9 protein-coding genes and 1 tRNA gene are annotated in these 12,114 nt (G+C 55.1%); 4 read left to right on the top strand and 6 right to left on the bottom strand.

Annotated elements, in window-relative coordinates; all coding sequences use genetic code 11:
• The first annotated feature begins 44 nt into the window (after nucleotides 1-44).
• Nucleotides 45-2,636, top strand: a complete 2,592-nt coding sequence (locus KFE13_RS00965) for a hypothetical protein (protein WP_260705261.1) — start codon at nucleotides 45-47, stop codon at nucleotides 2,634-2,636.
• A 31-nt stretch (nucleotides 2,637-2,667) separates the two neighbouring features.
• On the opposite strand, the gene KFE13_RS00960 is transcribed toward KFE13_RS00965, so the two are convergent.
• The 4 genes from KFE13_RS00960 to KFE13_RS00945 form a co-directional block, all read right to left on the bottom strand.
• Nucleotides 2,668-2,755: transfer RNA gene (locus KFE13_RS00960), tRNA-Ser, on the bottom strand.
• 50 nt (nucleotides 2,756-2,805) lie between these two features.
• Entirely contained in the window at nucleotides 2,806-4,503 is a 1,698-nt protein-coding gene (locus KFE13_RS00955; RefSeq protein ID WP_260705260.1) for a carboxypeptidase-like regulatory domain-containing protein, read from the bottom strand.
• Nucleotides 4,500-6,125 (bottom strand): carboxypeptidase-like regulatory domain-containing protein, encoded by a 1,626-nt coding sequence (locus KFE13_RS00950; protein WP_260705259.1) that lies wholly within the window; start codon nucleotides 6,123-6,125, stop codon nucleotides 4,500-4,502. Before KFE13_RS00950 ends, KFE13_RS00955 begins: the two co-directional genes overlap by 4 nt.
• Nucleotides 6,126-6,264: 139 nt before the next feature.
• A complete protein-coding gene (locus KFE13_RS00945) occupies nucleotides 6,265-7,344 on the bottom strand; it encodes an acyltransferase family protein (protein WP_260705258.1) in 1,080 nt (359 codons plus the stop codon).
• Nucleotides 7,345-7,470: 126 nt separating this feature from the next.
• Here KFE13_RS00945 and KFE13_RS00940 point away from each other — a divergent pair, with 126 nt between their 5' ends.
• Together KFE13_RS00940 and KFE13_RS00935 are read left to right on the top strand one after the other, a co-directional pair.
• Nucleotides 7,471-9,420 carry an alpha-amylase family protein gene (locus KFE13_RS00940; protein ID WP_260705257.1) on the top strand — a complete coding sequence of 650 codons (1,950 nt, stop codon included), beginning with the start codon at nucleotides 7,471-7,473 and terminating at the stop codon, nucleotides 9,418-9,420.
• A gap of 85 nt (nucleotides 9,421-9,505) precedes the next feature.
• Nucleotides 9,506-10,669, top strand: coding sequence for a glycosyltransferase family 4 protein (locus KFE13_RS00935; RefSeq protein WP_260705256.1), 1,164 nt, complete (start codon nucleotides 9,506-9,508; stop codon nucleotides 10,667-10,669).
• Between the two features lie 8 nt (nucleotides 10,670-10,677).
• On the opposite strand, the gene thiS is transcribed toward KFE13_RS00935, so the two are convergent.
• The gene (gene thiS, locus KFE13_RS00930) at nucleotides 10,678-10,899 is read right to left on the bottom strand and encodes a sulfur carrier protein ThiS (protein WP_260705255.1); all 222 of its coding nucleotides are present in this window, start codon (nucleotides 10,897-10,899) and stop codon (nucleotides 10,678-10,680) included.
• Between the two features lie 128 nt (nucleotides 10,900-11,027).
• Here thiS and KFE13_RS00925 point away from each other — a divergent pair, with 128 nt between their 5' ends.
• Nucleotides 11,028-11,744, top strand: a complete 717-nt coding sequence (locus KFE13_RS00925; protein WP_260705254.1) for a carbohydrate-binding family 9-like protein — start codon at nucleotides 11,028-11,030, stop codon at nucleotides 11,742-11,744.
• A gap of 23 nt (nucleotides 11,745-11,767) precedes the next feature.
• Here KFE13_RS00925 and KFE13_RS00920 read toward each other — a convergent pair whose 3' ends face one another.
• Nucleotides 11,768-12,094, bottom strand: a complete 327-nt coding sequence (locus KFE13_RS00920) for a hypothetical protein (protein ID WP_260705253.1) — start codon at nucleotides 12,092-12,094, stop codon at nucleotides 11,768-11,770.
• Nucleotides 12,095-12,114: the final 20 nt, after the last annotated feature.

Raw genomic sequence — 12,114 nt, 5'->3', positions numbered from 1 at the left:
CTGTATTGTGAATAGAGATGAAAAACCTGTTCCTAGTGACGATCATGATATTTGTAACAGCGGTGGCGCATGCCCAGGTGGTGGCTGTTACGGCAAACCCTCCGCAGTATGGTTACTTTGTACTCAAGGGCTCGACTCATCGTATCCATGTAACGGTTTCCGGCGAGGTAGACACGATCACCGCATGGTCGGAGAGCAGTGCAGGAACGGCAACTATTACCGCGACGAACACGCTTTCGGTTGGGGATATCGTTCGATTTGATGGCCTGTCCATGGGCCGAGCGGGCGACCTCAACTGTTGTGCATACACTGTGACTGCACGAACTCCAACGTCCTTCACCGTGGCCGGAAAGTTGTTCTATGACCAGGCGCGCATTGCTGATTCGGGGAAGGCAACGAAGCTCTCGGGAGCTGGATTTTCGGGATTGATCAACTGGTCGTTATCGGGGCCAAACGCCAACAACTTTAGCCTCTCTGCAATCAATAGCGGCCACAGCTACAGCCTGACCAATGCTGAACCGTGGGTGGATATTACTGCGAATGCTGGCGGGACATGCTCGGTTGGTGGAACGCTTGGCAAGTACAAACCTACAAGCACGATGACGGTGAATCTTGTCGGAACCTCGGTGGACGATCCGACGAAGTCGGTCACGATCCCCTATGGTGCATGCGGTGCGAAGGTGCAGGTCTTTGTCGCTCCCAGTTACATCCCTTTGTTCAAAGGCGGTGGTCCAGCAGGAACAGAGAATGTACAGTCATGGGTTTTAGGGGCGATCGATCAGCGGGTAACGTGGTCTGCTTCGGGGCCGGGATGCGGCACACTTGCCGATACGAATATGCGTGATGCCCTGTTTACCAGCGGGAATACGCAAGGGCGATGCACGCTGACGGCAACTTCAGTCGCAGATAACACGAAGTCAGATCATGCGGTCATGTATGTCGCATCGACCAATGCACCTTACAACGTAACGGCACGCGGAACCAAGCCAGTGCCGTGCGAAGTTGATCCGGCGATGAAAGGGAAGCTATATCGTGTTGGGGCGACCAGAGAGTACACGTCTCCGGCAGCTCTTCCCTTGAACGCACTTCATTCGCCAGGAAACACCGTTCTTATTGACCCGGGCACATACCATAACTACATCGAGATTGATCCCTTGGTTTCGGGTACGCCCTCTCCGGAGCAACCGACGGTGGTGATGATTGGGTGTGCAGACTCCAATGGGAATCTGCCTGTCTTCGATGCTGCCAATGCTACCGGCGCTTCCTGGATCAGCAATGAGGTCGCGGATGGGAACTCGGCCTGTTCCGGGCAAGCGGTTATTTGCATGTGGCATCCCGGTTCGTACAGTTATTACTTCCCTGGTCCGGTTCAGCCAGCCTATGTCTTCGTTGGCGGATTGACTATACAGAACGCACGTAACGGTTATCACTTCACGACGCCGAATGGTTCTCCAGCGACATGGAATGGATTCTCTGCGTGTGTGCGATCCAACATGGGGAGCTATCAGACCTTCTATGGGCTGGAGTTGAATAACTGCGGAAATGGTACGTTCACCGACTTCAACGGGAATCACTCATGGGGTGGGTTCGTCGGAGCTACGACCATCGAAGGCAGCAATATATACAATGCTGGATTCGCCAATGGTGGCACGGGTTCTCATAATGTTTATGCCCAGGGATGGATGGAAGTGATTCAGGGCAACACGATCTCGGGTCAATACGATCCGGCAGCCGGTGGAGCGCAGATCAAGCTCCGCGGTGTTGCAGACATCATCCGCAATAACCGGATTACCTGCAATGACACGCCCGGGCATTATTGCGGTACTCGCACGATTGATCTGGTTGAGGTGCAGGACGCACCAAACTACATCCTGCTGGAGGCTTACATCGGAGGTGCTGGTCAAACTGCCTGCTCAGGGACTCCATTTTGCAGCGGCGACACAATGGGCATGTCTGGTGTGATTGCATGGCAGGAGATGCGTAACGACCTAGTCTACGGAAATATATTTTTCGTCAAAAGCGGCGCTGGCCAGTTGATCCATTTCAACGGCGACCATTCTATGAGCACGGCGGCGAACCGGCGTAATCTTTACTACTACTCCAACACATCGAAGATCAATGTCAATGGAGCGCAGATGTTCGACACCGGGCAGCCGGGAGGGAATCTTTTGCCTGTGCCTGCTGAGTGGCAACAGGTGTATATGTACAACAACATCCACTGGGGGCCCAGGGATGGTGTTGTGAACCGCACGACGACGCAGATCACCACGATGCAGACGAATATGTTTTCTGCGCACGCAAAGCCGACAACGACGACACCGATTCCTGCAGAAGATTCGACGGGATGGACCAGTGTGTGGTCGAACCTGGGGGGAACGTATTTTCAGAACATGGTTCCGCTGGATCTGCACATGACGGGGCTGTCCTCCGCAAACGTATTGAGTGCGACGACTCAACCTTTTGTGGAGAATACTTATCTTCCCGTAGGCAATCCGCCGCAGAAGGAGAAGGCGTCCACGATAACGGGGTTTGCTGCACTGACTCCTGTACGCTTGCAGATCAATTCAAGTGGCTATTTAGTACTACGTCAGGATCTCACCGTTTTGGGAGCAGTCGATTCAGGTGCAGCACAATAGATTGCTATAGGTGGTCTTTACAGGAAGCTTGTGGCGGAGAGACAGGGATTCGAACCCTGGATACCTTGCGGTATACACGCTTTCCAAGCGTGCGCCTTCAGCCACTCGGCCATCTCTCCGCGATGGGTGGGCTACTGAAAGGCTAACACAAGCCGCATGTGTATTTTCATCAGGGAGCCTGTGCGTCAACATTCTGTTTGATGGAGGCTCCGGAACGGACGACAAGCGGGACTCCGTGAACGAGGTAGTTGCGCAGCGTCGCGGGATCGTTGAAATTGATATCCCATCCTTGATCGACGGCGATCAGAATATATTGCCCTGGGACGACATCATTCAGATCGAAGCTGCCATCGGTATTGCTCTGGTCGCGCTCGAGCGTGGTAAACGATCCGGGATCGTCGAGGGCAGCCGGCACCAGCATCACAACGGCTCCGACACTTGGTTTGCCGGCGAGGCTGGCGATACCTTTCACCGTTGCCAGGCCGCTGACGGTGTGCAGTGTCAGTGTTACATCTCCCTGGTGAAGGGTTAGGATGCGACCTTCTACATCTGCTCCCTGCGCGGAGATGCTTGCAAGATAGGAGTCGCTGCGATTTGTGATGTTGACTTCATAGCGGCCGGGAGGCACCTGTAGCGTGATCTCGCGCGGCTGCCCGCGTCGCATGTCGACTGGCATAGGGCGACCACCGCCATACATCGGGAAAAATTTCTGCCCGTTCGTTGTGTCTGTGAACTCAACCATGGTTGGGCGTGAATCGTCGTCGTCACGGTCGAAGTGGACGGTGATATTCGACATGGAAGAAGAGGTTGCCGAGCTGAAGTCGATGACCTTTGCCGCTCCCTCGGTGACCTGGACGACGGTGGACCGCGGGTCCTGGTTGGGGCCCTGGAGTCGAACGCGATAGGTGCCTGGGGTCAGACCGGAGATGTCGAATTGCCCGTTGTTGTTGCCGATGGAGGACTGCACAAAGCCGTTGGCACCGTTGGAGTCAATGCGCTCCACGATAGGGAAGGACGAGATGGTGCGGCCATCACTCGATGGCGGAGGAGCGATGATCTGCAGATGAAGGGATGGGATGGGTGTGAGTTGAAAGTCCGCCCGGCGGTCGTCTCCTGCTTTAAGCGTCAGGGTCTCGGCCAGCGCAGAATCGCTGCTCCCCGGATACCAGGTGAGTGGATATGCGACGTCGAGAGAGGGATCAAGGGATGAACTCGTCGTGCCGCTGCGCTGGCGGACTGAGCTTGCATACCATGGCCGCGCATTGACAGCGATGCGATAGCTGCCAGGTGGCAGGCTGGAGAACTCATAGAAGCCGCGGTCGTCGGTCTGCGCAAAAAAACGGGGCACGAACGATGCAACACGATGATCTGGCGTTGGTGGCACTTCCGTCATTAGTTGAACGTTAGCGTTACGTACAGATTCGCCAGCTTCGTCGAGCACGGAACCGGAGATGCGTCCTTGTGGCGGAAGGCGGAACTGGAGATCGTAGGTTGGAGCGGAGGCTGACAGCACAATGGCCGAGGAATAGTTATTGTGCTCATTGAATGCCTGGGTTACATAGCCGGGTGCACTGGCCGTTAGACGCCATGCTCCGGCTGAAGTTACAGGAATGGAGAAGCGGCCGTGCTCATCTGCATCAAAGCCATTGCCTGCAGATGCTCTTCGCATTGGCCCCTGATTGCGTCCCGTCAACGAGATTTCGAGATGACATCTTGCGATGGGATTTCCCGTGATGCTGTTGAGGACGACACCCGTGATCCGGTAAGGCGATGGAGAGCTGGGCTCCGCTGAAGCGGCCAGGCCGGCAGACAGAATCATGCCGCAGGCAATGAGCCGGAAGGGAAGTGCAAAGCTCTTTCGCATCATGGAGCGACCTCCGATGCGGGAACCGCGACGAGATCTAGCGAGGCCTTGTTTCCGGCGTTGATCGTAATGGTCTTGATGTAGGTGGAGTAGTGCGAGAGTGCTTCGCGGTTGCGATAGTTATCCTGATGGCGTTGCTCAAAGGCGATGGCCTGATAGTCTCCGGGCGGCAGATAGGCAAAGTTATAGGTACCGTCGGAGTTGCTTCGCATCGGGAAAACAGATGCAGCACTAGGGCCAGTGGGGATCAAGTAAACCCAGCCTGAAGAGGGAACTCCTGCCGACACGGTTGTGCCTTGCAGGGCCCCAGTTTGATTGCTGACTGTGAGCACGATAGGAGAGTTGCCGGATCCCTGCGTTACGACGAGATCCTGCGTGAGCAGATCTGTTGTTCCGTATGCGGCCGCTTTGACGTACCATCGTCCGCCGGAGTGGCTGACCAGGCGATAGGTTCCTGGAGCAGGACGGAAGTAGCTTACATGGTCGGCTCCGGTTGTAAGGATGGCCTGGCCGTTACCGCGTATTAGTCCAGCGTGCTGGGTGTCGCTCAGCATCAAGCCCATCTGCTGCAAGCTCGGAGGCGCGTTATCGGACGTAGAAGAAGTGGATGACTGCGATTGGTCGGCAATGATCTGTACGGGGATGGTAGGAGCTGGAGCAAGGTGAAGGATGGCTTCAGAGGTATTTTGCGGTGTCACGGTGACGGTTGTCTCGCCATATTCGGAGGCTTCACCGGCATTGATCGTAGCGGTCAACGTATAGGTGCCTGCGGGAAGTTCAATCCGGCGGCTGCCTTCGGTTGCAAAGCGGGAGAAGCTGACCGGAAAGGTCGCTCCTGTGCTGGATTGCGCCATGATCATCGGGAAGCCGCGGTCGGGCGAAGGATCGATTCGCAGAGAGACAGGATAGGTGGGAACGAGCTCTGGGCGAAGATCGAGATGTTCTTCTGCACCAGCAGCTAGATGGATAAAATCCGAAGTGTTAGACGAGCTTACTGCTGGATATATCGAAGGAATAATAGATTTAGACGTTCCTGCCATACGGGGCTGATAGCCGGTTTCAACCTTATAGTCGCCAGGGGCGACGGCGAGGCGGAACTCTCCACGGGAGTTGGTCATATTAACGCCCGCCGGGGTCCATTGCTGGCCGGTGTCGCTATAGGTTAAGCGCCGGGCTGTGACCGATACCCGCGATAGCGGGGTTCCATCCGATGCGATGAGCGTACCCGTCAGCAGGGACTCCGGATACATCTGGAGGGTAATAGGCGAGGCCAGCTGGTCGCTGCTAATCGATGCAACGAGAATGGCGTTTCCGTCGGAGGCAGCATAGTAGCCGGGCTTCTGAACCTGGATGAATCGGCCTCCGGTGAGGCCAGAGCCATCGAACTGGCTAAAAGTAAATTTGCCTTCGTGGTCGGTGAGTACGGCTCGCCCATTGAGTTGAACCAGAGCTCGGGGTACCGGAGCTTTGCTGACCGCATTCAAGACCTGACCACTCACCGAGATCAGGCCGTTTGGCGCTGCCGACGAACTGGAAGTCTGTGCAATCGATAGCGAACCACAAAGCATGACCGGACATAGCAGTCGGGTCAGGTATGTCCGTAGCTTGAGAAGAGGTGTCGGCACGTGTCAGAAGGAAGCTTGCTTGAACCAGTAGACGTTTCAGTCTGGCAATAGTGACACAAGACTAAGAGTTCCTGAGCTAAGTTTTATGTCTGATAACACATATTATGTATAGTTGCGATGCAAAGCCAGAGGCCCCTGCTTATACGGCTACCTGCGCCTTCGCTTTAGCCTCTTTGCCGCGAAGATAGATGTCTCTGCTGATGATCGTTGGTCGTTCGATTATGTAGTAAAAAACCACTCCCCCGAGCCAGGTCATGGTGAGCACGACGATCGATTTGGCGACGCCTCGGTTCCAGCTTCCAAGCAAAACTTTACGGATCAGTGGGTCCAGAATGGTATGCGTCAGATAGATGCTGTAGGAGCAGAGTGCTGCCCCTACGATACCCGACCGAATCAACCGTCCGGCCTGCGATTGCGGTGTCCACTCCAGGTCGTATAAATAGCGCACCCATGCCGCGTACCCGATGGCATAGATCGTAAACAGGAGCAGATCGGCCATCATCGGGCGCGGATTCCAGATGGGCAGGATGATTACAAGAAGCGGACACAGCGGCAAAAGAAGCTTTGCGGGCTTCTTCAGCTTGTCGAACAAAGGCTGGTCGGCGACCGTTAGATAAGCGAGCCAAACGCCGGCGACTAGACCTTCAAAATGAAGATGAGTGAGCCAATACCACTGGGCCGGCATTCCCCCGGAGATCAGGTAGGTTGCGATACGAAGCATTAGAGGGACGAAGAAGAGTCCCGGCAGGAGATATCGCAGGCCTTTGATACCAAATGATTTAATAAAAACGATGAGCAGGATCGGTAGGCACAGGTAAAAGTGCTCTTCGACGCAGAGGCTCCAGGTTGGCGCAAAGCCAGTGATGCCGAGGTAGTTCTGTAGAAAGAGTGCGTAGTAGAGATGCAGCGATGGGAATTCGGAGTAGATATGGCTTGCCCCGATATAAAGAAGGATGGCCGCAAAGTATGGCGGCAGGGTTCTCCACCAGCGGGCGCGCCAGAAGCTCCAGAAGGAGAAGGTTTCTGTCTGAAATGCCCGTAGACAGATACGTCCGATCAGAAATCCCGACAGAACGAAGAATAATTCGACACCAGTACCAAGGGATGAGGTGAGATTGACTCGGCCGATGTAGATATTCAGGCCGTGAGCGAGAATCACGCCTACGATTGCAGCGGCGCGCAGGACATCCAATCCAAAATTTCTCTTCCCTGCGCTCATCTTTCAGCCTCCGAAGTCGCTGAATCTTTTGTATCATTTAGCCGTAATTATCTTTTCAGATCGATTTTGCGGGTAAACATGCGTATTTCATTTGCGTTGTGCGTATCATTTTGTTTCGGAAGCTTATTGCTGGCTGCAGCTATCCCCGGCGAGACGCAAATTGTGGCGCAGCATACTGGAGACAGCTATCTTCTGCAAAACAATGTTGCTGGCCTGAAATGGCAGATTAAAGATGGCCGCGTCCAGCAGGTGGTCTATCTGGATAAGCTGCATGGCAAGCAGATCCCCGCAGCTATCCCGTTCCGAATTCTGTTGAAGGATGGCCGCATCTACGATGCAGAAAACGTTGCTGTCTCCGGCATTCCATCGGAGAAGAAGCTCATTCCTGCGGTGGGTGCCTCAAGGTTTTCTGAGACGCTGGCTGGTGAGGAGTTCAATGTTCCGCTGGAGAGTTCGGACAAGTCTGTTCGACTGTTATGGTCCGTTGTTCTGCGTGAGGGGTCATCGTATATTCGTCAGTCGTTGACGATCACAGCGGATTCGCAGAGCGATCTGCCGATCAACCAGGTCCGGCTCATCGACCTGGAATTGCCAGCCGCAAGCGTCAGTGGGTCGGTCAGCGGCTCGCCGATCGTGACGCCTACCTTGTTCTTCGGTTTTGAGCACCCCATTTCCCAGAGCAAGATCATCGGGGACAAAGCTATTGCTTGGATCGACCGCGACCTGCCATTGAAAGCTGGCCAGTCGATTACCTACTCATCTGTCTTTGGTGTGGTGCACGAGGGGCAGATGCGCAGGGAGTTTCTTGCTTACATCGAGCGGGAGCGAGCGCATCCTTATCGGACGTTCCTGCACTACAACTCCTGGTACGACCTGGGGTACTTTACGCCTTACGATCAGGCCGGCGCTGTCGACCGCATTAACACGTTTGGACGCGAGCTGACCGAGCAGCGTGGCGTCAAGATCAGCTCCTTTCTCTTCGATGATGGATGGGACAATCACAAATCGCTCTGGAAGTTTAATGACGGCTTCCCTCACGGGTTTACCGAGGTGAAGACGGCGGCGGAACGTATCGGTGCTGATCCGGGTGTCTGGATGTCTCCGTGGGGAGGTTATGCGGGCCCCAAGAAGGAGCGCATCGAGTACGGCAAGAGCGAAGGTTATGAGATTGTGCAGGGTGGTTATGCTCTATCAGGCCCGAAGTATTATGCGGCCTTTCGTGATGTCAGTCTCGACATGGTGAAGAAGTACGGTGTTAACCAGTTCAAGTTCGATGGCACTGGCAACGTCGATTCCGTCTTTCGGGGCAGTGCTTTTGACAGTGACTTCTCTGCTGCGATTCACCTGATCGGCGAGTTGCGCGAGGCCAAGCCCGATCTTTTCATCAACCTGACGACCGGAACATGGCCCTCCCCTTTCTGGCTGCAGTATGCCGATTCGATATGGCGCGGCGGCGAAGATGACGACTTTATGGGCGTTGGGAGTTACCGGCAGCGCTGGATTACCTACCGTGATGGCGACACGTATCGCCGGATCGTTGTGAACGGCCCGTTGTATCCGTTGAACTCGCTCATGCTGCATGGCATGATCTTTGCGAAGTTCCGTAAGCATCTGAACGACGATCCGCAGAACGATTTCCGCAGTGAGATTCGTTCGTATTTTGGGACAGGAACGCAGCTGCAGGAGATGTACATCACGCCTTCCCTGCTCTCGAAGCAAAATTGGGACGACCTGGCTGAAGCAGCTCGCTGGTCGCGCGAGAACGTAGACGTTCTGAAGGACACGCATTGGGTGGGAGGCGATCCCAACTGGCTAGAAGTTTATGGCTGGGCCTCGTGGACGCCGAAGAAGGGCATCCTGGTACTTCGTAATCCGAACGATAAGCCGCAGACGATCACGTTGAAACTGAAGGACGCCTTCGAGCTGCCTGCTGGGTCAGTGCCTTCCTACACTGCGAAAAGCCCGTGGAAGGACGACCAGGCAGTACAAGCGATCTCCATCCGTGCAGATCAGCCTCATACTTTCAGGCTCGAGCCTTTTCAGGTGCAGACTCTCGAGTTCACACCTTCGCGCTAGCGCGATGCTCAGCCCTTCAGCGTCTGAGCATTAATTACCGCCCTTTGTGTCTTTGCTACCATCGACCTTGGGGCACTCTTCGTTCATGCGAATCGTACAGGCTGTCTTTGGCGTCTTCCATCACTTCGAACTTGCTCGCGAACTGGAACGCCGCGGCCACCTGGAGGTCATCTATTCGACCTTTCCCTGGCGAAGGCTGAGCCGGGAGGGATTGCCGAAGTCTCGGGTCGAGACTTTTCCATGGATCCATACGCCGGAATTTTTGCTGCACAAATATCATGTCGGCAATCGTTGGCTGTATGACCAACTAGGCTACGCGAATGCTCTTACGTTCGATGAGTGGACCCTTCGGCGTATCCCACCTTGCGATGCCTTCATTGCCATCTCGGGTGCCGGGCTCAAGACCGGCATCAAGGTTCAGCAACGCGGCGGACGCTTTATTTGCGACCGCGGCTCGACGCACATCCGTTACCGCGCTGAACTTGTAGAGGAGGAGCATCTCCGCTGGGGTGTGCCGGAAAACTCGCAGGACGATCCTCGCGATCTGGCACGCGAAGAGAAGATCTACGAGGTGGCCGATGCGATCACGGTGCCGTCCAGCTACTCCCGCCGTACGTATCTCGATCGCGGTATTCCTGCGGAAAAGATTCATGTCTTACCGTACGGTGTCCTCCTGGACCGCTTTCAGAAGGTTGCTGACCCTCCATCGGATCGCTTTGAAGTGCTTTATGTCGGCCGCGTAAGTTTGCCGAAGGGATTTCCTTACCTGATTGAGGCGTTTGCTCAGTTGCCCATTCGTCAGAAGCACCTTACCGTTATCGGAGGTGTTCAGCCGGAGATGGAGCGTGTTCTGGAAAAGTTGCCCCGAGAGAACATCACCTATAAAGGCATGATGCCTCAGACGCAGTTGAAGGAGCACATGAGCCGGAGCCATGTGATGGTGATGCCCAGCCTGGACGAAGGCATGGCACTTGTCCAGGGGCAGGCTATGGCTTGCGGCTGCCCTGTTATCGCGACCACCAACACGGGTGCAGAAGACTTGTTCACAGATGGAGTCGAAGGCTTCATCGTCTCCATACGGGATTCAGCTGCATTGGCGGAGAGGATGCGTCAGCTTGCTGAAGATTCCGCGCTCCAGAAGCGCATGAGCGAAGCATCCCTGACTCGCGTAAGAATGCTGGGTGGTTGGAAGCAATACGGTGATGGATGGGAACAGCTTCTCCGTCGTCTCACCGGCACGTCATCTTGATTGCGACATCACTTCCATCCGCCACCGACAAAATGCACGATTTCAAGCCGGTCTCCGACAGTCAGACGGACATTTGGCCAACCCGCTTTCGCGGCGATCTCTCCGTTGTGCTCAACTGCCACGCGATCCGCTTTCAGACCAAGCTCCTGGACAAGGTCTGCAAGGCTTGCAGACTCGGACAGGGCGGCGAAATCACGGGACTGTCCATTCAAAATGATCGTAAGGGCCATATAGAAATGTTAGCAGGAGGGCTGCTTCCCTGCCGGTCATCCTTCTAGGCCTATTCGCCTACTTGTGTTCTCAATCGCGGTGTTATTGTGTTGTCAAAACCACGACCTGAGATCGGACATTCGGATTCATGCGCCTATATTCTCTACTGCTACTGACAGCCTTTACCTTCGCAGCGCAAGCTCAGACCGCGCCAGCACCGGATTCCGCTTCCATCGTTGCATTGGAGGCGAAGAAGGATGTCGATCTCAACCTCGATCCCCATTCGTCGTTCTGGAAGTCTGCGCAACCGGTCTTCATTACCGCCGACACCATGGGGAGGTCAGCTCCCTATCGCACAGAAGTGCGCGCTCGTTGGACCAAAGAAAATCTCTACCTGCTCTATGTAGCACCCTACGACAATTTGAACCTGAAGCCGGACCCTGATCCCGTTAATGAAACCAACCGGCTCTGGAACTGGGACGTCGTCGAGGCGTTTATTGGTTCGGATTATAAGAACATCCGCCAGTACAAGGAGCTCGAAGTGTCCCCGCAGGCGGAATGGGTCGACCTGAACATCGACCTTGATAAAAAAGGCAATCGTGATGCTATCAAGTGGAACTCAGGCTACAAGGTCGCTGCTCGCATCGATCAAGACAAAAAAGTCTGGTACGCGGAGATGAAGATTCCCTTCTCGTCTCTGAAGAACGACTCGCCAGCTCCGGGACAGACACTCCGTATCGGTCTCTTCCGCTGTGCGGGCACTACAGATAACCGCCTTATTCTCTCCTGGCAACCGACCATGTCGGCTACGTTCCACTCGCCGGAGCATTTTGGAAGCCTCGTTCTTGCACCGGGTAAGAAATAAGCCCTCCGGTTGCGCGGCTTTCTTCAGGCCGCTCCGTAGACTCGTACGGCTTGCCGCATCAGCCAGTCGGTGATGTGGTGACGTGGTTGATGGAGTTCCGCAAATTCATCGAAGACCTCCCGACTGAGTCGCATCAGGATATGTACGGCCTCGCGATTGGCTGCAGCCTCACGAGCATCCATCGAAGCTATGCGTGAGCTGGCAAGGTACTCGGCAGCATGTCCGAGAGTTCGCAAGGTTTGGCCGTGGTGTGTCTCACTTCTCCGGTGGATGGTCAGGGGTTGCGAAGGTGGCAGAAACAGGCTCAGAGCTAATGAGGCGCTGGGGTTGGAAGCGGCCGATTGTTGCATGAACGTTAAACATCCTCCGT

Source organism: Edaphobacter flagellatus, from assembly GCF_025264665.1.
Classification (GTDB): domain Bacteria; phylum Acidobacteriota; class Terriglobia; order Terriglobales; family Acidobacteriaceae; genus Edaphobacter; species Edaphobacter flagellatus.
Note: the sequence above shows the minus strand (reverse complement) of the source record. Positions and strands in the feature narration are given on the sequence as shown.